The organism is Clostridium thermobutyricum DSM 4928, assembly GCF_002050515.1.
In the GTDB taxonomy this organism is placed as follows: Bacteria; Bacillota; Clostridia; order Clostridiales; family Clostridiaceae; genus Clostridium; species Clostridium thermobutyricum.
This window is the reverse complement of sequence record NZ_LTAY01000015.1, coordinates 62,823-87,339: the sequence shown is the minus strand read 5'-3', so window position 1 is coordinate 87,339 and position 24,517 is coordinate 62,823. Positions and strand designations below refer to the sequence as shown.

Below are 24,517 nucleotides of genomic sequence, written 5' to 3'. Positions count from 1 at the left end.
TGTGAATAACTCTTCCTTGGATAGAATCAATAGTATCCTCAACAAATCCAGCTTCATTTAAAGTATCAGTGTGGATTGAAACTTGAACATCATATTTATCAGCAGCTCTAAGTGAATAATCTATTGCTGATTTTGTAGCTCCCCAGTCTTCGTGAACTTTTAAACCACAAGCTCCTGCTTCGATTTGTTCTCCATTAACTTCTACATTAGCTCCACTACCTTTTCCTAAGAATCCAATATTTATTGGTAAAGCTTCAGCAGATTCTATCATTCTTTCTATATTCCAAGCTCCTGGAGTACAAGTTGTAGCATTTGTTCCATCATTTGGACCAGTTCCACCACCAACTACAGTAGTTATTCCACCTTCTAATGCTACTCTAACTAAATCTGGGCTAATATAGTGTACGTGTGTATCAATTCCACCAGCAGTTAAGATTAATCCTTCTCCTGCTAAAGCTTCAGTACTAACTCCAACTATAAAATCTACATCATCCATTCCTAATGGGTTTCCACCTTTTCCTATAGCTAATATTTTTCCATCTTTAATTCCTATATCAGCTTTATAAATTCCTGTGTAGTCAAGAATTGTAACTCCTGTAATTATTAAGTCAACTACTTTAGGATTTTTTCTAGTTTCAATAGAGTTTTCTCCCATTCCTTCTCTTAGAGATTTTCCTCCACCGAACTTACATTCATCTCCATAAACAGTTAAGTCTTTTTCTATTTCTATAAAAAGATCTGTATCTCCTAATCTTATTTTATCTCCAGCTGTTGGTCCAAATAAATCTGAATAACGCTTTCTATCTAATTCAAAGCTCATTATTTTCTTCTCCCTTCATCTAAATATCCGTCTACTCTATTATTCAATCCATATACTCTTCTAACACCTGCTATATCAATTAAATTAACTTCTTTTTCATCACCTGGTTCAAATCTAACTGCTGTTCCAGCTGGTATATCTAATCTCTTTCCATAAGATTTTTCTCTATCAAATTTTAATCCATTATTAACTTCAAAAAAGTGAAAATGTGAACCTACTTGTATTGGTCTATCCGCAGTATTTGTAACTTTTAATTGAATAGCCTCTTTTCCTTCATTATATTTTATAGTTCCTTCACCTAAAATTACTTCTCCTGGTACCATAATTTACCCTCCTTATATTATTGAATTGGATCATGTACAGTAACTAATTTAGTTCCATCAGGGAAAGTTACTTCTACTTGAACTGTATGTATCATTTCTGGAATTCCTTCCATTACTTGATCTCTTGTTAAGATTTTTCTTCCTTCGTCCATTAAATCTGTAACACTTCTTCCTTCTCTAGCACCTTCCATTATTTCATCTGTGATTAGTGCTACTGATTCAGGATAATTTAGCTTAAGACCTTTTTTCATTCTTCTTCTTGCTACCTCAGCCGCAACAACAATCATTAATTTTTCTTGTTCACGCATTGTAATTCTCAAAGCTTATTCCTCCTCACAATTTAAATATTGAATATATTGCCATAATTATTACAAAGATACTTTTCCCAATAATTTTGTACTTTATTCTAATCAAAAAAAAAACTTTGAGAAATATAAAATTATATTTCTCAAAGTTTAACTATAAGCTTCTATTCTTTTCATTTTTTATATAAGAATTTTCTATACACCAATTTATATCTTCAATTAATCTACCTTTATCTATTGGCAAAGTTCCTTTTAAGCTAACATAATTAGATGCATGATTACTTCTAAAAATAATTTTTTCATCTGTATTTATATTTTTTAATATCTCTTTTATTTCTTTTAAAATTTCAAAGCTACTCAAAATTTCTAATTCACCATTTTTAACTTTTCCTTCTATCTCGGTATTTCTTTCTACCATAAGAGATAATACTCCAATATAATCAGGTTTTATAATACTTATAATACTTCCTGTATCTTTTGCATGTATATCTGTTTTTTCTTTTCCACCTATTCCGGAAATAATTGTTGCAGAAAGTTTTATGCCACTTTCTTTTATTTTTTTACCAGCTTGAATTATTTCATCTCTTGTAGCACCTTTATTTATATCTTTTAAAATATCTTCATTTCCACTTTCTATTCCCATATAAACCATTTCTAGACCTAAATTTTTAAGTTCTATAAGTTCATCTATTGTTTTAAGTCTTATTGATTTTGGTGATGCATACATAGTTACTCTAGTACATTCTTTGAAAGTATTTTTTATAAATTTAAGCAATTCTCTTAAGTCGTTCATAGGAATTATAAGAGCATCTCCATCAGCTATAAATATTCTTTGTACATAAGAATCAATTCTTCTAAATTCTAAAATTTCTTCCTTTATTTTTTCTAGTGGTTTTATAGTAAACTTTTTTCCTTTATACATACTACAAAATGAACATTTATTATGTGAACATCCTAAAGTAGCTTGAATTATAAGACTATTAGCTTCACTTGGTGGTCTATATAATGGCATATTATACATAAAAACTCCTCCTAATCAAATTGTGTTTCTCTTTTATCTTCTGAAATCCAATTAAAACACATTTCTAATTGACTTCTATTATTTCTTCCTAAAGATAATTCTGGTAAATTTTCTAATGTGAAATACCCACTTTTTAAAGTTTCAATATTTTCAATAAATTCTCCTGATATATACTCACATAAAATAAAAACTTTATAAACTCCATAAGCACTAGGTCTTTCTGAATGCTTAGAATTTTGATGAATTGCAATTATAGATTTTGCTTTTGCCTTAATTCCAGCCTCTTCAAAAATTTCTTTTTCAACATTTTCTTTTAAGGAAAGATTATATTCTGCCCATCCTCCTGGAAGAGCCCATTTATTATCTATTTGTTCTTGTACTAAAAGTATTTTTCCATCTTTAAATACTACTCCACGAACATCTACTTTTGGAGTTTGATAGCCTTTTTCATTACAAAATAAATCTCTTATTTTTTCATTATCTATATCTGTATATTCATTTAATATCTCTACAGATATTTCCCTTATTCTATTAAATCTTTCAATATCAAATTTATCCTTTGAATAATGTTCTCCTGCTTGTGCTATACTTTGAAGTTCTTTTGCCCATGTTAACCATTTACTTTCCATATTACTCACCTCTAACATTATTTTACTTTATTGTAATGCTTTAATCATTTTTATTTATTACAAAAATTATAATTCATATATAAATTATAGAAATGAAAACTCTATAAAAAATAAGACACTAACTAAATTTAATTTGTCAGTGTCCTATTTTATAATTTATCTTATTTAATCTTCTAACATTATCTCTAATATTTCTCTATCAGTATCTCTCATACCTTCTTTTCCAAGTCTTCCAACTGCTCCTATAGTTTTTTCTATATCTTCTTTAAGAATTCCTGTTAATGGATTATAAGCTTGATTTGCCATTGCTAAATAATGACTCATCATTGCTGCATCAAGACTTGTTGCTATTTTTGCTGCACAAGAAGCTTTTGCACCATCACAAACTATTCCTGATATATTAGCAAGAGTATTAGTTACAGTTTTATTTATTTGTTCTAAGCTTCCACCTTTTAAATAAGTTATAGCTGCTCCACTAGCACATCCTGCACTTACTGCTCCACAAAAAGCTGATAATCTTCCTATTCCAGTTTTCTGATGTATTGTCATAAGATTTGCAAAAACAAGACCTCTATATAATTGCTCTTCTGTTAATCCATTTTCTTTACAATAAACTATAACTGGAATTGAAGAAGTCATACCTTGATTTCCTGACCCTGAGTTTGTCATAACAGGCAATGAACTTCCACTCATTCTAGCTTCTGATGCAGCAGCTGCATAAGCTTTAAGTTTTGTTTCAATAGTATTTGGATAACTTTCTAAAATTACTTTTCCTATACCTATTCCATATGCACCTTTAAGCCCTTCTTCTGCAATAGATATATTATATTCTATTTGTTTATCTAAAAGTTCTTTTACATCTTCTAAATCAACTGTATTAGCAAATTCATATATTTTTTCAACACTTAATATTCTTCTATCTACAAATACACCTAAATATTTATCCTTATCCTCAACTACATTGACTAAGTCTTTTCCATCTTTAGTTATTCTAGATATATTATTATGAGCATATTTTATTTCAACTTCGCTAATAGAATTTCCACTAAATGCTTTTACAATTAAATGTAATTGTATTTCAGTATCTAAAACTTTTACTCTGCAATAGTCTCCTTCTACTAACTTCTTTGCCTTTTCTATGCTCTCTTCATCAACTTCATTTATAACTTCTAATTCTCTATCTGCTTTTCCTGCTAAAACTCCTATTATTGCACTTGCTTTTATTCCTATAAGATTTCCTGTATTAGGAACAGTAACACATTTTGCATTTTTTATAATATTCCCACTACAAAAAACTTCAATTTTTTCTGGCATTTCACCTAAGACTTCTCTCGCTTTTGCACTTGCGTATGCTATTGCAATCGGTTCTGTACATCCCATTGCTGGAACTAATTCTTCTTCTAATATTTTTAGATAATCTTTGTACATTGAATCTTTAATCATACGTAAATTCCTCTTTCTAGTCTTTCTATTAATTTATTAAAACACCTTTATTATAACTTATTTTTAAATTGATTTATTCTAAACTTCTTTTTAAAATAACTAATTTTATTTTATCATATGAAATATCTTTGTTCACAATCTCTTTTATTGGAGTAAGCTTACTAAATCCAACTTTTTCTCCAGCTTCTAAAATCTCTTTTTCTTCTTCATCTGTAAATAAACCTTCAAAGCTTATATTAAAATCTATATTTTTTCCTTCTCCTAAGAATGTTTGAATATGAGTTGAAATTGTACCTATTGTACTGCCTCTTTCTTTTGAAACTTCTTTTAAAGATTTTCCCTCTCTAAGCATTCTTATAGAAATTTCATAAGATTTTTCTTTTTCAGTAGTTCTTCTTTTCTTTTTCTCTGTTGCTTTTGGTAATTTTATATCATTTTCAAATTTAAAATCTACTTTTATATTTTTTTCATCTACATATTCTTTTATTTTTTCTATAAACTTTTCACCATATTTTTCTACTTTCTTTTCACCTACACCACTTATATCTAAAAGTTGCTCTTTTGTTAATGGCATTCTTGTGCTCATTTCTTTTAATGTATTATCTCCAAATACCATATATGGTGGGATTCCTTCTTCTCCTGCTAAGTACATTCTTAATCCTCTTAATAAACCAAATAAATCATTATCAGTAGTAATCTTTTTAACTTTTCTCGCTTCTTTAAAGTATACTTTTTCTTCTCCCTTAACTACTTTTAATGAATTTTTATTTGGAGTAACTACAGGAAATTCTCCTCCGTAATTTATATATCCATGAGATATAAGAGTATTTATAAAATCTTTTAGCTCATCTTTTGTGTAATCTTTAACTATCCCATAAGTAGTAAGCTTATCTAATCCTTGTTCTATAAGCTTTTTATTTTTTGAACCTCTTAAAACTTCTACTATAACTCCAATTCCAAAAGGTCTCTTCATTCTATAAACACAAGAAATTACTTTTTGGGCATCTATAGTTTTATCTATAAGTTCTCCATCAAAAAGACAATTACTACAGTTATTACAATCTTCTTCTCTTTCTTCTCCAAAATAATTTAATATATATTTTTTATAACATCCATTTGAATAAACTAAATCAATCATACTTTGTAATTTTTCTAGTTCATTTCTTTTTCTAAATGGATTAGTTGTTCCTGTTTCTATAATATATTTTTGTGTTTGAACATCTCCTGGAGAGAAAAGAAGTATACATTCAGATTTTTCTCCATCTCTTCCTGCTCTACCTATCTCTTGGTAATATCCTTCTATATTCTTAGGCATATTGTAATGAATAACATATCGTATATTAGGTTTATCTATTCCCATTCCAAAAGCATTAGTTGCAATCATAACATCAACTTTATCATAAATAAAATCTTCTTGATTTTTCTTTCTCTCCATATCAGAAAGCCCTGCATGATAACTTAATGCATTTATTCCATTTGCTTTAAGTAAATCACAAAGTTTATCAACTTCTTTTCTAGTAGAGCAATAAATAAGTCCTGATTCGCCTTTATTCTCCTCTATATAATCTAAAATATATATATTTTTACTTATTCCTCTTTCAACAGTTATTTTTAAATTTTCTCTATCAAATCCTGATATAAATATTTTAGCATCTCTTAATTTTAGACTTTCTAATATATCTTCTCTAACTTCTTTTGTAGCTGTTGCAGTAAATGCAGTTACAACAGGTCTTTTAGGAAGAGCTTCTATAAAATTATAAATTCTTTTATAACTACTTCTAAAATCATGTCCCCATTGAGAAACACAATGTGCTTCATCAACTGCTATTTGACTTACTTTTAAAGATTTTATTATATTTAAAAACTCTACTCCTTCTAATCTTTCAGGAGCAACATAAAGTATTTTTATATCACCTGTATTCAATCTAAAATATACTTCTTGAATTTCTATATTAGATAAACTTGAATTAATATATGCACTATCTATCCCAAGAGAATTTAAAGAATCAACTTGGTCTTTCATAAGTGAAATAAGAGGTGAAATAACTATTGTAAGTCCATCCATAGCTATAGCTGGAACTTGATAACATATTGATTTTCCTCCACCTGTTGGCATTATAGCCAGTACATCATTTCCATTTATTATATTATTTATTATTTCTTCTTGACCTTTTCTAAAGCTTTTATATCCATAATATTTATTTAAAATTTCTATTATATTATTCAAAAAATCGCTCCTTAAAATTTTTTTATAATTCTATCCATTTTAATCTCTATTAATCATTTTACCATAAAAAAAGACAGGTTAATTAAGAAATTAACCTTGTCCTTTTAATTGAAATTATTTATTATATTTGCTTTCCTTAAAATCTTTTTATAAATTTCTAATACATGCTTATCATTAGGAGAAACATATGAATCAATCTTATCTATATCTATCCATCTTACTCCACTATTTTCATCTTCTTTTACTATTAATTCTTCATTTTCATCACATTCAAAAAGAAATGCTGCGTTTAAATGCAGATGAGAAGAAACATATTTTCCACGCTTTATATGTCCATTAACGGTTATAGAATCTAATGCCATTATTTCATCAGTTATTAAAATTGGATTTTTAACACCTGTCTCTTCCATTAATTCTTTTTTAGCAACATATATTAAATCATCCATTCCATCCATATGTCCACCTGTCCAAGCCCAAGTATCATATATATTATGATATATCATTAATGTTTTTGTCCTATCTTTATTAACTACAAAGGCAGAACTTGTTAAATGCGCAACTACATTTTTTCTAGTTAGAATATCATCAAATTTATCTATGCAAAATAAAAATAATTCTTTATCTTTTTCTTCTTGTTCATTTATAGGTTTATAATTTTTAATTGAATCTATATAATTCATATTCTCCCTCCTAAAGTTTTTATTATATATAAGTTTAAATCAATTAAAATATTTTAACCACTTTTATTAATAACAATTATTTATAAAATAAATTAGAATAAATATTTTATCCTATCTCATACTAATTTACTTATATAAATACAAAAAATTCCATCAGAATAAGTGTGGCTTAAATATTCTAATGGAATTTTTGATTAACTTTTCTCATATAAAATTTATATTAATTTTTGATTGGAAGACTAAGAAAAATTAATTATTACATTTTGGCTCTTTAAATTTTCAACATCTTTATAATAATATATCTATCTGTAGCTATGGAGAATTCTATGTGAATTCTATATGAAGTTTTATATTTTTTTATTTATTACTATATATTCTTGAATAAACCTCTAAATCATTATTAACCTTTTTTACATAGTCTTGTGTTTCCTTAAAAGGAATGTTTATTAATTCACCATTTGATGAATATCTAGAGTCAACAAGCCAATTTTGAACATTTCCTCTTCCTCCGTTATAAGCCGCAAGAACTAAATCTCTATTTTGAAATTCTTTAAATAAATCATTTAAATACCAACAACCCATTTCTATATTTATCTCTGGATTATATAAATCTTTTGGATTAAAATTTTCATTTCCTAAATGCTTTGCGATATCTCTACCTGTCTCTTCAGTTATTTGCATAGGCCCAATTGCCCCACTATTTGAAGTAGCATCAGGATTAAAATTACTTTCCACTTTTATTACTGAAAGAACAAACAATGGATCAAGGTCATATTCTCTACTATAATGATTTACCTCCTCACTATACTTATATGGATATCTATTAAGCTCTACTTTTTTATTTATAATAAATCCTAATTTAAATAGACTTACTCCTAAAATTATAATTAATAATGCTATAATTAATTTTTTCATAATATCCCCTCTCTTTTATCCTATCCCTTTTAATTTCGTAAATTTTACTTATTACATATATTCTAGAAAGAATAATTTTATTCCTTTTTATAAAAAGAAAAAAGTCATAATTTCTTATGACTTTTCTCTAAAATTCTATGTAAAATTCTACCTCTTTATTATTTAGACTTATACCATATTCTAATTTATTTTTTTTCAAAATTTCTTTAACTATAGCTAATTCCATATCAGACTTTGATGAATATTTAGTTTTTATTTTCTCAAATATATTAAATCTTTTCCAAGAATGTTTTAATAAATCAATTTCTGATAAGTTTTTGCATCTTTCTTTTACACTTAGTATAGTCTTATCTTTAATTTTATTTAATTCTATCTTTATGTAATTATCATTATCATACTTTATACTATTAAGTATAATATTATGTACACATATTTCTAGCTGTCCTTTATCTGCTAAAACAGCTTCATCTTCTAACCCATTATAATTTTTTATTAATGTTAATCCGTTGCTCTCTATTTGAGATTTAAGTTTTTCTAAAACTCTATCTAAAAATTCTCCTATATAAAATAATTCTTTTTTAGTTTCAGATATTTGGATTTTAGAAAGATCTATAAAGTTTTCTAAAATCTTTGAAGTGTTATCCATTTCTTCAGCTATTATATTTTCAAATGTTCCACCTTCTAATCCTTCTTTAATGCTAGTTGTATATGACTTTATTAAAGTTAATGGAGTTTTTATGTCTTCTTGCATGTTAGAAATAAATTCTTTATTTTTTAATCTCCTGTGCTTTACTTTAAAGCTTTTACTCATTTTTTTTAATTTTATAGTCAATTTAAAAAGTTCATCTCCTTTCATTATTTAATATTATGCCATTAAATTATTACCTCCATGTTACAGAAATAAGCTTTTAAGTATAATTTATCATTTTAATTACTTAAAATTATTATATATCATATTTTTTTAAATAAATAATAAAAAATAAGAGCTTTTATTCTAAGCTCTTATTTTGTAGTTTATATATTAAATTTTATTGGGTAATCTCTTTTATTTTTTTATCTTTTAAAATATAAGATTTATCTGCTTCTTTTGCAATATCATTATTATGAGTAACCATCAAAAGACACTTATTTTCTTCTTTTACTATATTTTTGAATAGTTTTATTATTTCATTAGATGTTTTTTCATCTAAATTTCCTGTTGGTTCATCTGCTATTATAAGATCTGTTCTGCTAACTAAAGCTCTTGCAATAGCTACTCTTTGTTGTTGTCCCCCACTTAAAGTAAGAACTTTTTGATTTATTTGTTCTTCTGTAAGTCCAACTCTTTTTAACATCTTAACTGCTAAATCTTTTTTATCTTTACATTTAACTCCTTTAACTTCTATTCCTAATATAACATTTTGAAGTGCAGTCATATAAGTTATTAAATTATATGATTGGAAAATTATTGACACATATTCTCTTCTATATTTACTAAGTCCTATTTTATCCAAATTTTTTCCATTATAAATTATTTCTCCATCTTTTATTTTATCTAATCCACAAATTAAAGATAAAAGAGTTGTTTTTCCACTTCCTGATGGACCAAATATAGTATAAAAGTTTCCCTTTTCAAATGACACATTTACATCATCTAATATAATACTATCTTTATTATAAAAATATTTAACATTTTTTAGTTCTAAAATATTTTCTTCTATCTTTTCATTAATCATGTCTACTCAATATCTCCTTTGGCTGAAGTCTCATTATACCTACACTTGGAATTCCTATTGAAATTATTACTATAAGTATTGCTATAAGTGACATATCTAAGAAATCTTTTCCACTTACATTTACATTCAATGAACTAATTGGCTGAGCATCTACTTTTTCATTATTTAAACCTTCATGCCCTCTAGGGCCTCCTTCAAAATTATCAAAACGTCCTCCACCAAATCCATTTTGTGATTGATTTTCTGCATTTACAGCAATTTCTTTTTGTACTAATGAGTTTCCTATACTATTACTAACAACATTTCCAATTCCACCTGAAACTCCTAGTGAAATTATAAGAACTATTAGCATTTCAACTAAAAACTGCGATATTATTTTTCCTTTTCTCTCTCCTAAAGATAAAAGTATTCCAATTTCACTTCTTCTACCTTTTATAGTAAGTATTATTATTAAAGACATTATAATAGCTCCTGCTATACTTACTATTAAAACAGTAGTTTTAGCAAATGAACTTACATTATTTATAGGCCCAATCATAGTTTCATAAGCTCTGTTATTTGCATTAAGCATATATGTGTCAAAATCAATATTAAGCTTTTTAGCTGATTCTAAAAATGAATCTACATTTAATGGATCATTTAATGTAAATGTTGCTTGATCTACTGAATCTTTATAATCACTACCTTTCATTTCATTAGCAAATGTATATGGTACATAAATTGCATTATAAGGATTCATAGCTTCATTTCTTACTGCCATTTCACTTATTTCTTCTGTTGTCTCATATATCCCTTGTATTTTTATTGAATATACTTCATTAGTTATTGGTGATTTTATTTTTATTGTATCTCCAACTTTTAAACTATCTGCACTTGCAAGTGTCTGTGATATTACTCCAACATTTTGATTTAAATTTTCTTTTGTTATTCCGCTACCTTCAACTAATTTTATAGTTCCATTTTCAGCTTCTGAAGTTAAACTTTGTTCTAATACTCCATTTATCTTTAAATTTCCCATTTTCTTTTGATTATTTTCTCTAAATGGAGGTGCTTGTTCATCTGAATTACTAGAACTTTCTGAACTTGTTATAGGCTCAAATCCATCTGCTATTCCTGTTGCTGTAGTAGTTAAATTATATCCAACTATATTATTTAATTTTAAAATTTGATCTACAACACTCATTGGAATAGAAATATTTTTTATTTGAAATCTACCATCACCCTTTTCTTTCATATCCTCTCTAAGTTTTTGCATATTAGGTTGAAGTGTTACTGTTGCACCTAATTTTTCTCTTGCTAAGTTACTTGCTTGATCTGTTGCTTGTTGTATTGATATTCCTGATAATACAAAAACACATATCGTTGTCATTACTAAAAACAAAAGAGCTGTTTTACCTAAGTTTTCTTTTGTACTTAGAAAAGCTCTTGATAAAAAATTCATCCAAATTCCCCTTTCTCTTTTTAAGCTACAAATATATATTAACTAGCTTGCCTGTATTTACTTTGAAACTAATATGTAATTATACTGAATGTAATCTGAATTTTAGATGAAAATTATTTTTAGTTATTTAATTAAAAATTTTATTTTAAACATATATCTATAATATAAAACTCATATATGTAAGGAGATTTGACTTTGATAATTTTATTTTTAATAATATCAATACTTCATGTAATTTCTTGTTATAAAGAAATTACTAAATTAAGAAATATTACTAAACCTTTATTAATGCCTATATTAATTTTTAATTTTTTATTTAATGGCAAAGACATAAATACAATAATAATTTTAGCTTTATTTTTTGGATTTCTAGGAGATGTTTTTCTTATAAAATCTAAAAATTCTAAATTTTTTATTATGGGATTACTATCTTTTTTAATTGGTCACATTTTTTATATAGTTGAATTATTTAAAAATATTAATTTTAAAAATTTTTATTTTATTTATCTATTTTCATTATTAATTCCAATTTTAATTTCTTATTTTGTATATAATAAAATAAAAAATTACTTAGGAAGTTTTAAAACACCTGTAATAATGTATATTTCTATAATAGCAACTATGCTTTGCTTATCAATTTTTTATTTTTTAACAAATACAACCAGTTTACCACTTATAGCTATGTTAGGTGCAATTTTATTTGTATTATCTGATTCTATACTTTCAATAAGCACATTTAAAGGCTCTTTTAAAAGAGATTCTTTTTTTATAATGATTACTTATATAATGGCACAATTCTTATTGTCTTATAGTTTGTACTAAAAAATAAAGGTAAGCTTTTAGCCTACCTTTATTTTTCTATTCCATATTTAACCTAAACTCAAAAATATTATCTTCACATTTTACTGAATAACTCATTCCACCATGTGCCTGTATTAATGATTTTACTATATATAATCCCAATCCTGTTCCTGGTTTCTTTTTATTTCTTGATTTGTCTCCTCTATAAAAAGGTGCAAATATTTCTTCAATATCTTTTTCATCTATGCATTCTATTACGTCATTTTTTATTTCTATAATATTTTCATATATATTTATTTCTATATAACTTTTGCTATATTTAACAGCATTCCCAATTAAATTTGAAAGTATTTTTTTTACTATCCCCTTATCTATTTCTCTAAATATTTGATTTTTTTCATTTAAACTTATATCTAGTTTTTCTTTTTCTACGAAATACTCATATCCACTTAAGACTTCTTTTACTAGCTCATTTATAGATTTATTTTCAAGCTGAATCCCAACACCTTCTTCAATTTTTGCTAAACTTATTATTTCGTGTGCTAGAGAATTAAGTTCATTTACACTTTCTAAAGTTTCCTTTAAATATTTATCTCTATTTTTATAAGGACCTATATTATAAATCATCCCTTCTACTTGCCCACTTATAACAGTTATAGGTGTTTTTAATTCATGAGAAATTGCATTTATAAAGTCTCTTCTCTTTCTATCTATTTCTTTTTCTCTTTCTATATCTTTTCTAAGTTTTTCATTTGCCTTTTCAAGCATAGATATATTTTTTTCTAAATTTTCACTTATAAGATTTATACTATTAGAAAGTTCTGCAAACTCATCATTACCTTCTGGCCTTAATTTATTGTCAAATTTTAATTGAGCTATATCTCTTGCAACTCTGTTTATACTTAAAAGTGGATTACTTATTACTGAACTATATACTAATACAGAAAATACACCTAGAGCTATAGTTATAAGAACTATTATAGGAAAAATAATTATTATAACTCTATTTATATCATCTTTAAATCTAAGAGGCATATTAACTTTTAAAATACAATTTTTATTTAAACTTTTTACATATACACTTATAGCAAATTCATAATCAGTTTTTTGCTCTCTAAAAATATCTCTATTATGCTCGCCTTCCATTTCACGATTTCTTATCATATTTCTCTCAAATTTATTTGGAGTATATATTACATTTCCTTTAAAATCTAAAAGAGCTGCAATAGCACCATTTTGATATGCATATTCATTTATTCCTTGTTGATAATTAAAATTTGGATCTTCACCCATTTTAGTAATAAGAACATCTGTATCTGATTTTATATTAGATATTTTTGTATGAAGATATATTCTGGGAAATAAAATAAATAAAGCTGCATAAATAAGTATGGAAGTTGCAACAACAATTCCAGTTGATATTATGAAAAGCTTCTTTTTTATTCCTATACTTTCCCATTTATTTTTCAAGTACATAACCTACACCCTTTACAGTTTTTATGTAATCGTACCTTATTTTTTTTCTTAAATTTTTTATATGTGCATCTATAACTCTCATATCACCATAATAATCATACCCCCATATTTTATCCATTAAAACTTCTCTTTTTAAAACTGTTGGAAAATTTAAAATAAGTAATTTTAATATATTAAATTCTTTTAATGTTAGCTCTATATCTTCACCATCTACAAGAGCTTTATAAGTATCTTCATTTAAAATTATATTTTCAAATTGAAGCGAAGAACTTTCTCCAGTTTCTCTTGAACATCTTCTTAATATTGCTTCAACCCTTTTTATTAAAAGTGCAAAAGAAAATGGTTTAGAAATAAAATCATCTACTTTTTCATCAAAAGCTCTTATTTGGTCTTCCTCATCATTTAGAGCTGTAAGCATAACTATAGGCACATCTGATTCTTCTCTAATAAGGTTAGTTAATGCGTATCCATCCATTCTTGGCATCATAATATCTGTTATTACTAAATCAAATTCTTCTTCTCTAAATACAGAATAACCTTCTAATCCATCACTAGCTCCTCTTACAAAATATCCTTCAGCTTTTAAAAACTCCTCTACAAGTTCTCTAATTTTCAAATCATCTTCTACTACTAAAACTTTTTTCATTTCACTTGTTCTCCTATAAAATTTACTTATTTTATTTTATCATCAATATAAAAAAATCAATTAAACTTCACATAGAATTCACTTTAACAAAAATATTATTATTTTAAGCAATGCATATACTCTCTCGCATTTTTTCCTTCTACAAGATACGATTGTCCTTTTGAACAAAATATTGAAGTACTAGTGTATTCTATATCAGCATTTTTATCATATCCTTTTTCCTCTATAACTCTTTCTTCATCATGACAAAAATCATATCCATCAAAAATTAAATTTAAACTTCCTTTTCCTCTTGTAAAACTTACAAATTCTAAAGGGTATTCCATAAAAGTTTTTACTGGCCCTCTTCCTTTTATTCTAACTATTTCTGAATTTAAATTTTCTGGGTCTTCAAAATTTCCATTCATCTTTTGTATATCTGATAAAACTCTTCCTAGATGTTCAACATTTATTGATATATTAAAAGAATAATATGGCTCTAAAAGTCTAGGTTTTCCCATTTCTAATCCTTGTCTTAAAGCTCTTTTTGTAGCTTCTCTAAAATCTCCTCCACTTGTATGCTTATTATGAGCTCTACCTGTCAAAAGAGTTATTTTCATATCTGTTATTGGGCTTCCTGTTAAAATTCCTTTATGTTCTCTTTCAAAAATATGTGTCTTTATTAAATTTTGATTTCCTGTTGTTAAATGGTCAGCATGACATTCATTAAAAAATACTATTCCACTTCCTCTTTTTCCTTCTTCTAATTTTAAATGAACTTCACTATAGTGTCCTAATGGTTCAAAATGCCCACAACCTAAAGCTGTTCCTTCTATAGTTTCTTTATACATTATTTCTGGTTTATCAAATTCTACTTTTAAATTAAATCTTTCTTTTAAAATTCCCTCTAGAACTTCTAATTGAACTTTTCCCATTATACTTATAGATAATTCTTTTATTTCTTCATTCCATAAAACATTTAAACTACTATCTTCACTTTCTAGAGTTTTAAAAATTTTCAATACTTCAGTATGATTTAATGCTTTATCATAAATTACTTTTACCATTAATGCTGGTGTCGTATTTAAATTTAATTTTTCATCAAATCCTATAGAATCTCCTGCCGTTAGGTCTTGTACTCCAACAATTCCAAAAATATCTCCTTGTTCTGCTGAATTTATTAATTTATATTTTTGACCATTATATTCTCTTATTTCATTAATTTTTTCTCTTTTTTCTTCTCCATTTACTTTAAATTTAATCTCTTCTTTAGTTTTTATTTTTCCTGATAAAGCTTTTATAAAAGTTACTCTATTTCCTTTTTCATCATATCTTATTTTAAATACTCTTCCTTTAAATTCTCCTTCTTCTCTCTTTGTATAAGTTAAAAAATCAAAGTCATCTAAAAATTCTTTTATACCATCATCTAAAAGAGCTGAACCTTTATAAATTAAAAATGCTTTTCTTTCTTTTATTTCTTTTTTAATAGCATCTATAATTTTATCTTCTTCTAATTCTCCGTTTAAATATTCTTCTAAAAGAGTCTCATCTCTCTCTGCAATAAACTCTATATCATCTTCCTTTAATTCTTTTATTGAATTTTCAATATAAAGACCATCTTTCGTTAATTTCATTTGAATATCTTTTATAGCTTCTTCTATATTTGCGCCAACTCTATCTATTTTATTTATAAATATAAAGGTTGGAACATTATATTTTTTTAAAAGCTCCCATATAGTTTCTGTATGTCCTTGAACTAATTCAACTGCACTAACTATTAATATAGCGTAATCTAAAACACTAATTGCTCTTTCCATTTCTGGAGAAAAGTCTACATGTCCTGGAGTATCTACTAAAAAATATTTATTATCTTTATAATTAAAAATTCCTATATCTGAAAATACTGTTATTCCTCTTTCCTTTTCTACTGAATGGCTATCTAAAAAAGTATCCTTATGGTCTACTCTTCCTTTATTTCTAATTGTATTTGTATTATAAAGTAAGCTCTCTGAAAATGTTGTTTTTCCACCATCTACATGAGCAAACACACCTATTGTCTTCTTCATTTTCTTCTCCTAATCAATTTATGTTTAAGTTAATTATACATAATTTCAAAAAAAGTTGCCTTATTTCTACCTATTCTAGAATTAGACAACTTTAAATTTACGCTCTATTAATTTTTTTTATTTTAGGAATAGAATTAATTAAAAGTTTTGTATACTCTTCCTTTGGATTATTATATATATCTTCTGTTTTTCCTACCTCTACGAGTTTTCCTTTATTCATAACTCCAATTCTATCACTAATATATCTAACCATAGATAAATCATGGGCAATAAAAAGACAAGTTAACTTTTCTTCTTTTTTTAGTTTTTTAAAAAGATTTACTATTTGAGCTTGCATAGAAACATCTAATGAAGCTATGGGTTCATCAGCAATAATAAATTTTGGATTCATTGTAAGAGCTCTTGCTATACTAATTCTCTGCCTTTGTCCTCCAGAATATTCATATATTAAATATTTACCTTGGATAATCTATTCCTACTAACTCCATTAATGTTATTGCTTCTTCTATTGCTTCTTTTTTGCTTATATTTTTATGAACAAGTAAAGCTTCTGCGATTTGATTACCTATAGTTATTGTTGGATTTAATGAAGTCATTGAATTTTGAAAAATTACTCCAACATCTTTTCCCCTAAAATTATAAGCCTCTTTCTCACTCATATTTTCTACATGTTTTCCATTAACAATAATTTCTCCACTTTTTATATTTGCACCTTTAGGTAAAAGCTTTATTATACTTCTACAAAGTATAAATTTTCCACACCCAGACTCTCCAACTATAGCTAATAATTCTTTTCTCTTAACATTTAAAGATACTCCTATAACCGCATTTACTGTTCCATTATTACTTTCTATATCTATAAATAAATCTTTTATTTCTAACATTATAGAACTCCTTTAAAATATTTATTAAATACTATATTCATTTATGCAATATTTTTTAATTTTGAATAAAGTTATTTTTAATTTCATATAATTTTATTTCTACTTTGTTTCATTGAAATAAAAAATGCATATAAAAAAGAGCATCAACAAAATAATTTGTTAATGCCCTTTACTCTTAAGTTTTTCAATTTTAAAATATTTATTTTAAAACTTTAATATTTTATTTTTCTTTAAATACCATTTCAAGGAATATTGGAGTAATTACGGTAGTTACAACAACCATTATTACTATTGGTGCAAGCATTGCCGAAGTAACAAGTCCTGCCATTATTCCTTTATTTGCTACTATAAGTGCAACTTCTCCTCTAGAAACCATTCCTGTTCCAATTTGAAGAGCCTCTCTAGTTGTATATCTACATATTTTTGCTCCAATTAAACATCCAATTACTTTAGTTAATATTGCCACTATTAATAATACTATTGTAAGTAAAATTAATTTTCCATTCATCTCTCCAAGTGTTACTTGAATCCCTATACTAGCAAAAAATATTGGAGATAAAAACATATATGAAAGAGTTTCAAATCTTGTATTTATATAATGTGTTCTATCAGTTCCTGCCATTATAAGTCCTGCTATAAAAGCTCCTGTTATATCTGCAACTCCAAAGAAGTGCTCTGCACAATAAGAGAATAAAAGACAAACTACGAAAGCTCCTATTACAAATCTTCTTAAGTCTTGATCGTGTCTTCCTATCCACTTTAAGAATAACTTTTTTAATATTATTCCTACTATTATAGAAATTACAAAGAAGGCAACAATTTTACCTAATACAATATATACGTTAACAGTTGCATCTGAAAGACTTGTTACTACTGTTAGTATTATTATTCCTAAAATATCATCAATAAGAGCAGCTCCTAATATTGTATTACCTGCTTTTGTACTAAGTTTTCCAAGTTCTTTTAATGTTTCAACTGTTATACTTACTGAAGTTGCTGTTAATATAACTCCCATAAATATATTTTCCATTAAAGCTTTTGTTCCAGTTCCTGTATTAAATGCTTTTGCTACTAAAAATCCACCTATAAGTGGTATAAATACTCCTAAAATAGCAATTATAGTTGCAGCTTTTCCAGTCTTTTTTAATTCTTTAACATCAGCTTCAAGACCTGCAGTAAACATTAATATAATTACTCCAAGCTCTGCTAAACTATGTATGAAATCTGTTTCATGTAATATATTTAAAAGTGCTGGTCCAAGTAATATTCCAGCTAAAAGTGCACCTACTACTTGAGGTAAGTTAAACTTTTTTGATAATAGCCCCAACGCTTTAGTGCTTAATAAAATTAATGCTAGATCTAGTAAAAATTTATATGACATTTTACTCTCCTCTCATCTTTTGTGCTTTTTATAATTTATTTACTCATTTTTAACTGTATCATAGTTTAAGATATATTTTTATTTTTTTCATTTTATTAACTATTTATTAAATAAAAATATGTTTTGCAGAAATATTTTTTACATTTTTTCTATAATTTATGTATTAAAAAATAAAAGCCCTACATAAATTGTAAGGCTTTTATTTTTATTTTCCTTTTACAACTAATTCTTCTCCATCCATATCTACAACTGCTGTCATACCATAACCTATTTCGCCTTTAATTATTTTTCTTGCTAAAATATTTTCAATTGTATTTTGGATATATCTTTTTAATGGTCTTGCACCATAGATTGGATCATAACCTTCTTTTGCTAAAACTTTTTTAGCTTCTTCAGTTATTTCTAAATGAATGTTTCTATCTATTAATCTATTTGATACTTCTTTAATGAAGATATCAATAATTCTTTCAATTCCTTCTTCATTTAATGGTTTAAACATTATAATGTCATCAACTCTATTTAAGAATTCTGGTTTAAATCTCATTTTCATTTCATCCATTACTCTTGAACGAATTTCTTCATTTATACCATCTTTAACATCATTTTCAAGAAGATTTGCAGAACCTATATTTGAAGTCATTATAATTATTGTATTTTTAAAATCTACAGTTTTACCTTTATTATCTGTAAGTCTTCCATCATCTAATATTTGAAGGAACATATTAAATACATCTGGATGTGCTTTTTCAATTTCATCAAATAACACTACTGAATAAGGATTTCTTCTAACAGCTTCTGTTAATTGTCCTCCTTCTTCATATCCAACATATCCTGGAGGAGGCCCAACTAATCTTGATACAGCATGTTTTTCCATATATTCAGACATATCTATTCTAATCATATTATCTTCTGTATCAAAAAGACTTCTTGCTAAAGTTTTTGCAAGCTCTGTTTTACCAACTCCTGTTGGTCCTAAGAATATAAATGACCCAATTGGTTTATTTATATCTTTTAATCCTGCTCTTGCTCTTAAAATTGCACTTGAAACAGATTTAACAGCTTCTTCTTGACCAATTACTCTTTCTTCTAATTCTTTGTCAAGTTTTAATAATTTTTCTTTTTCTCCTTCTAAAAGTTTAGAAGTTGGAATTCCTGTCCATCTTGATAAAACTTCAGAAACTTCTTCTTCAGTTACTTCTTCTTTTAAAAGTGAGTTTTCTGATTGTTGTTTTAATAAAGCTTCTTTTTCTTTCATTTCTTCTTCTAGTTTTGGAATTAAACTATATTGAATTTCAGCAACTTTATTATAATCATAAGCTCTTTGATATTGTTCTAAATCTCCTTTAGCTTTATCAATTTGCTCTTTAATATTTCTAACTGCTGTTATTGCTTCTTTTTCTTTTTCATATTTAGCAGTCATTTCATCATTTTTTTCTTTAAACTCTGCAAGTTCTTTTTCTATTGCTTCTAATCTCTTCTTAGAGTTTTCATCATTTTCTTTACTTAATGCTTCTTTTTCTGCTTCTAATTGGAATACTTTTCTTCTAACAGTATCTAATTCTGTTGGAAGAGAATCAATTTCTGATCTAATCATAGCTCCAGCTTCATCAATTAAGTCAATTGCTTTATCTGGTAAATATCTGTCTTGAATATATCTATCTGATAATTTAACTGCGGCAACTATAGCTTGGTCATGAATTCTAATTCCATGATGAATCTCAAATCTTTCTTTTAATCCTCTTAAAATTGAAATTGCATCTTCTACTGAAGGTTCTTCAACTATTACTGGTTGGAATCTTCTTTCTAGAGCTTTATCCTTTTCTATATATTGTCTGTATTCATCAAAAGTTGTTGCACCAATACAGTGTAATTCTCCTCTTGCTAAAAGAGGTTTTATTAAGTTACCTGCATCCATTGCACCATCTGTTTTACCAGCACCAACTATTGTATGAATTTCATCAATGAAAAGAATTAATTTACCTTCACTACTTTGTACTTCTTTTAATACAGCTTTTAATCTTTCTTCAAATTCCCCTCTATATTTTGCACCTGCTATTAATGAACCCATATCAAGTGAGAAAATAGTTTTATCTTTTAATCCTTCTGGAACATCTCCATTAACTATTCTTTGTGCTAACCCTTCAACTATTGCTGTTTTACCAACACCAGGTTCACCAATTAATACTGGGTTATTTTTAGTTCTTCTTGAAAGAATTCTAATAGCTCTTCTTATTTCTTCATCTCTACCTATTACAGGGTCAAGCTTATGACTTTTTACAAGTTCATTTAAATTTGTACCATATTTTGATAAAGCATCATAAGTCCCTTCTGGGTCTTGAGTATCTACTCTTTGACTTCCACGAACTTCTTTTAATACTTGCATAAATCTATCTTCTGTTATTCCTGAATTTCTTAAAATTTGACCTACAGGACCATTTTTATCTACTTCCATCATTGCAAGCATTAAATGTTCAACACTTATATATGAATCTTCAAACTTCTTTGAAAAATCTTCTGCCTTTACAAGAGTTTCTTCTATTTTTCTTGTTATATAAACTTGAGCTTCTCCACTTACTTTTGGCCCATTTTGAATTTCTCTAGTAACTGTATCTTGCAATCCCTTAACATTTACACCCATTTTAGTGAAAATATTTGGAATTAATCCATCTTGTTGTTCCAATAAAGAACTGAAAAGATGAATTGTATCTATTTGTGGACTTTTATATCTTATAGCAATTCCATTTGCTTCATTTAAAGCTTGTTGTACTCTTAATGTCATTTTTTCTACGTTCATATCCATTCACCTCTTACTTGTTTCTTATCTTGTTTATATATTAAATCAAAGGTCAAAGAAAGTCAAAGAAAGTTTTTCTTTTTTGTTTTTAATATCTATCATTAATTTAATTTATCACATTATTTCTTCTATTTTCTAAGTTTTTCTTATTTTTTTACCTTTAACTTTTTTTATTTTTTCCTAAAAATACTTTTCTTATTATATATAATTTTAAATAAATTTTTTTATAAAAAAACAGCATATTAAATGCTGTTTTTCTAAAAGCTATTCTCTTTATATATGATATACTTCTCATAATAAAATTACTTATTCTTTTTTTATAAGTAATACTTATTCTTTAAAATAAAACTTATTAAAAATATTAAATCATATATTTTAAATTAATTCATTTGGATTTATATATGGATTTTTATATCTATTTTTCTTTTCTGTTTTTGTTCCTATATTTATGGCTTTTTTAGGACATATATTTATACAAGCCATGCAGTCTATACATTTACCTTTCCATACTGGTTTTCCATCTTCTAACTCTATATTTTCAACTGGACATATTTTTTTGCACATAGAACAAGAAATACAATTAGAATTAACATTAAAATGTTTATCTTTATTTTTATATTTATATCTCCACATATTATGTATAAACATACTTAAAGCTTGTTTATTTACTGCTTTATTCTTTTCTTTTCTATCAATTAAATCTTCTATAAATTGATTTAACTTTTCTTCTTCTCTTTTAATTGCCTCTTTTGCTCTTTCTTCTGTTGGATTTTTTCCTGCTCTCGTATAATTAGATATATATTTTATTTCAGTAAAATTATTTAATTTAAGTCCTTTACTTTTTAATATTTTATCTATTGTAAAGAAGCCATTATTAGAACTTCCGCCCCCAGTAACTTGGACAGCGAAAATATAAGGATTTCCCTTTATATCTAACTTCTTTATAAAGTTTTCAACAATCTCTGGAATACTAAAGCAATGTAGTGGAAAAATTATTCCTATCATATCTTCATTAACTACTACTTTTTCATCTTTTATTTTTGGAATCGATACTAAATCTACATCTATTTTTTCTTTTATTTTTTTACTTACATATAATGAATTACCTGTTGAAGTAAAATAAAATATTTTTCCCATTTAAAACACCTCTTTTAATATCCTATTATAATATCTCTATTTTATTATTCCTAATGCTCTTATAGGTCCTAATACACTTATCTTTGTTAGTTCTTCTGCCATATATTCTACTGATTCTTTTCTTCCATTATTTAACCAATATAATATAAGTCCCATACAAGATGAGCTTGTAAATTCAAATAATATATCTCTATCTACTACGCATTTTCCTTCTAACTTTATAGAATACATCAACTCTTTATAAACTCTATTCTTTATTGTTTCTTGCATTTTATCTCTAAATACTGTTGAGCCATTTTCTCCAAGCATAGCAGAAAAAAATTTATAATTTTCTCCTACAAAATTAAACATTTCATATAAAGTATCTTTTGGTTTATTTGAATTAAACGTCTCACTTTTTATGCTATTTATTTTTTGAGCGCGCTTTATCCACATAACAAATTCATCTAAAATTTCATTTGAAATTGTCTTTATAAAATCTTTTTTATTTTCATAATGCAAATAAAATGTTCCTCTATTTAATTCTGCCATCTTTACAATTTCATTTACTGATATTAAATTTATATTTTTTTTATTTGCTAATTCTATAAAAGCATTTATTAAACTTCTTTTTGTTTTCTTTACTCTAATATCTATTTTTTCATCCATATGTTTTAATCCTTTATTTTCAAAATTAATAGACAAATTTTATATTTATGTTCAGTAATAAACATTATATAATTTTTTGAACATTGAATTCTTCAATTATTATTTTATTATATAGTCAAATAATATGAAAGGTGGTTTTAATATGTCTAATCAAATAAAGAAATTTGATATACATCATCACATAATACCAAATGAATATATAGAAACATTAAAAGAATTAGGAATTGACAATTCTGGAGGATTAAAAATTTCTAGTAAAACTATTGATGATAGCTTAAAAATAATGGACTCTAATGGAATTGATGTAGCTATATGTTCTATATCTGAACCAGTAACAATACCAATAAAGGATGCCAATAAAGCACAAAAGCTAGCTCATAAATTAAATGAAATTCAAAAAAGCTATATTGATAAATACCCAGATAGATTTGGAGCTTTTACAGCTCTTCCTCTTCCATTTATTAAAGAATCTATAGATGAAATTAAATATGCCTTAGATGTCTTAAAGCTTGATGGAGTTGGACTTTTATCTAATTATGGTGAACATTTTTTAGGAGACCCTATTTTTGATCCTATTTTTGAAGAATTAAATAAAAGAAATGCAGTAGTATTTGTTCATCCTAGTACTCCACCAAAAGATACTCCAAGACCTAAATTTATAATGGCTGACTTTGTAGAAGAATTTGTATTTAATACAACTCGTGCTGCTACAAATCTAATTTTAAGTGGTACTATGGAGCGTTTTCCTAATATTAAGATAATCTTAGCTCATGCTGGAGGTACACTTCCATATATTAAATATAGAATAGAAGATACTTTTAATCTTGCTAAGATATTAAATTCAAATGGATTAATTAAAGATGAGCTTATAAGTAATAGATATAATTCTATTAAAAAAAATATTTCTGAATATATAGGAAATTTTTATTATGATTTAGCTTTGTCTACTCATGATGTAACTTATGAATCATTAAAACTTACAACAAATAATGATCATATATTATTTGGTTCTGATGCTAATTATGCTCCTCCAAATTTCTCTTCTATTGCAGAAACTTCTATTTGTAAATATTCTGGATTTAATAATAATATTAAAGATAAAATATTTTATTTAAATGCTTTAAATTTATTTCCTAGATTTAAAAAATAGCTAAAAAGACATACATAAATTTTCTTTTATGTATGT

23 protein-coding genes are annotated in these 24,517 nt (G+C 26.1%); 2 read left to right on the top strand and 21 right to left on the bottom strand.

The annotated features are described in order from the left end of the window. The 12 genes from CLTHE_RS01520 to CLTHE_RS01465 all read right to left on the bottom strand — a co-directional run. Positions 1-820 (bottom strand): urease subunit alpha (locus CLTHE_RS01520; RefSeq protein WP_143324011.1); only part of this gene is annotated, 820 nt, incomplete at its 3' end. Further along, a complete protein-coding gene (ureB, locus tag CLTHE_RS01515) occupies positions 820-1,143 on the bottom strand; it encodes an urease subunit beta (protein WP_080021685.1) in 324 nt (107 codons plus the stop codon). The genes ureB and CLTHE_RS01520, both read right to left, overlap by 1 nt. Positions 1,144-1,160: 17 nt before the next feature. Continuing rightward, positions 1,161-1,463: an urease subunit gamma gene (locus CLTHE_RS01510; protein ID WP_080021684.1), complete on the bottom strand. Its 303-nt coding sequence runs from the start codon at positions 1,461-1,463 to the stop codon at positions 1,161-1,163. A gap of 139 nt (positions 1,464-1,602) precedes the next feature. Then, complete coding sequence (locus CLTHE_RS01505) at positions 1,603-2,469, bottom strand: radical SAM protein (protein ID WP_080021683.1); 867 nt, start codon at positions 2,467-2,469, stop codon at positions 1,603-1,605. Positions 2,470-2,480: 11 nt separating this feature from the next. After that, on the bottom strand, positions 2,481-3,098 hold the full coding sequence (locus CLTHE_RS01500) for an NUDIX hydrolase (RefSeq protein WP_080021682.1): 618 nt from the start codon (positions 3,096-3,098) through the stop codon (positions 2,481-2,483). Positions 3,099-3,263: 165 nt separating this feature from the next. Then, positions 3,264-4,541 (bottom strand): L-cysteine desulfidase family protein, encoded by a 1,278-nt coding sequence (locus tag CLTHE_RS01495; protein WP_080021681.1) that lies wholly within the window; start codon positions 4,539-4,541, stop codon positions 3,264-3,266. A gap of 73 nt (positions 4,542-4,614) precedes the next feature. Next, the gene (gene recQ / locus CLTHE_RS01490) at positions 4,615-6,768 is read right to left on the bottom strand and encodes a DNA helicase RecQ (RefSeq protein WP_080021680.1); all 2,154 of its coding nucleotides are present in this window, start codon (positions 6,766-6,768) and stop codon (positions 4,615-4,617) included. Positions 6,769-6,872: 104 nt separating this feature from the next. Further along, positions 6,873-7,448 carry an NUDIX hydrolase gene (locus tag CLTHE_RS01485; protein WP_080021679.1) on the bottom strand — a complete coding sequence of 192 codons (576 nt, stop codon included), beginning with the start codon at positions 7,446-7,448 and terminating at the stop codon, positions 6,873-6,875. Between the two features lie 357 nt (positions 7,449-7,805). After that, entirely contained in the window at positions 7,806-8,363 is a 558-nt protein-coding gene (locus CLTHE_RS01480) for a lytic transglycosylase domain-containing protein (protein ID WP_080021678.1), read from the bottom strand. 127 nt (positions 8,364-8,490) lie between these two features. Then, positions 8,491-9,174: a sensor histidine kinase gene (locus CLTHE_RS01475; RefSeq protein WP_158082639.1), complete on the bottom strand. Its 684-nt coding sequence runs from the start codon at positions 9,172-9,174 to the stop codon at positions 8,491-8,493. A 217-nt stretch (positions 9,175-9,391) separates the two neighbouring features. Then, positions 9,392-10,078 (bottom strand): ABC transporter ATP-binding protein, encoded by a 687-nt coding sequence (locus CLTHE_RS01470; RefSeq protein ID WP_080021676.1) that lies wholly within the window; start codon positions 10,076-10,078, stop codon positions 9,392-9,394. After that, positions 10,071-11,519: an ABC transporter permease gene (locus CLTHE_RS01465; RefSeq protein WP_080021675.1), complete on the bottom strand. Its 1,449-nt coding sequence runs from the start codon at positions 11,517-11,519 to the stop codon at positions 10,071-10,073. Before CLTHE_RS01465 ends, CLTHE_RS01470 begins: the two co-directional genes overlap by 8 nt. Before the next feature lie 195 nt (positions 11,520-11,714). On the opposite strand from CLTHE_RS01465, the gene CLTHE_RS01460 reads away from it, so the two are divergent. Next, entirely contained in the window at positions 11,715-12,341 is a 627-nt protein-coding gene (locus CLTHE_RS01460) for a lysoplasmalogenase (RefSeq protein ID WP_080021674.1), read from the top strand. A gap of 36 nt (positions 12,342-12,377) precedes the next feature. On the opposite strand, the gene CLTHE_RS01455 is transcribed toward CLTHE_RS01460, so the two are convergent. The 9 genes from CLTHE_RS01455 to CLTHE_RS01415 all read right to left on the bottom strand — a co-directional run bounded on the left by CLTHE_RS01455 (position 12,378) and on the right by CLTHE_RS01415 (position 23,331). Further along, entirely contained in the window at positions 12,378-13,790 is a 1,413-nt protein-coding gene (locus CLTHE_RS01455) for a sensor histidine kinase (protein WP_158082638.1), read from the bottom strand. Beyond that, a complete protein-coding gene (locus CLTHE_RS01450; protein ID WP_080021672.1) occupies positions 13,780-14,442 on the bottom strand; it encodes a response regulator transcription factor in 663 nt (220 codons plus the stop codon). Before CLTHE_RS01450 ends, CLTHE_RS01455 begins: the two co-directional genes overlap by 11 nt. A gap of 98 nt (positions 14,443-14,540) precedes the next feature. After that, positions 14,541-16,487, bottom strand: coding sequence for an elongation factor G (locus CLTHE_RS01445; protein ID WP_080021671.1), 1,947 nt, complete (start codon positions 16,485-16,487; stop codon positions 14,541-14,543). A 97-nt stretch (positions 16,488-16,584) separates the two neighbouring features. Next, a complete protein-coding gene (locus tag CLTHE_RS01440) occupies positions 16,585-16,878 on the bottom strand; it encodes an ABC transporter ATP-binding protein (RefSeq protein ID WP_242945604.1) in 294 nt (97 codons plus the stop codon). A gap of 64 nt (positions 16,879-16,942) precedes the next feature. After that, positions 16,943-17,371, bottom strand: coding sequence for an ATP-binding cassette domain-containing protein (locus tag CLTHE_RS01435; protein ID WP_080021669.1), 429 nt, complete (start codon positions 17,369-17,371; stop codon positions 16,943-16,945). A 220-nt stretch (positions 17,372-17,591) separates the two neighbouring features. After that, positions 17,592-18,752, bottom strand: coding sequence for a cation:proton antiporter (locus CLTHE_RS01430; protein ID WP_080021668.1), 1,161 nt, complete (start codon positions 18,750-18,752; stop codon positions 17,592-17,594). 205 nt (positions 18,753-18,957) lie between these two features. After that, positions 18,958-21,546, bottom strand: coding sequence for an ATP-dependent chaperone ClpB (clpB, locus tag CLTHE_RS01425; RefSeq protein WP_080021667.1), 2,589 nt, complete (start codon positions 21,544-21,546; stop codon positions 18,958-18,960). 375 nt (positions 21,547-21,921) lie between these two features. Then, the gene (locus CLTHE_RS01420) at positions 21,922-22,683 is read right to left on the bottom strand and encodes an EFR1 family ferrodoxin (RefSeq protein WP_080021666.1); all 762 of its coding nucleotides are present in this window, start codon (positions 22,681-22,683) and stop codon (positions 21,922-21,924) included. A 36-nt stretch (positions 22,684-22,719) separates the two neighbouring features. Then, on the bottom strand, positions 22,720-23,331 hold the full coding sequence (locus CLTHE_RS01415) for a TetR/AcrR family transcriptional regulator (protein WP_080021665.1): 612 nt from the start codon (positions 23,329-23,331) through the stop codon (positions 22,720-22,722). 142 nt (positions 23,332-23,473) lie between these two features. Here CLTHE_RS01415 and CLTHE_RS01410 point away from each other — a divergent pair, with 142 nt between their 5' ends. Continuing rightward, entirely contained in the window at positions 23,474-24,481 is a 1,008-nt protein-coding gene (locus tag CLTHE_RS01410; protein ID WP_080021664.1) for an amidohydrolase family protein, read from the top strand. Positions 24,482-24,517 lie beyond the last annotated feature (36 nt).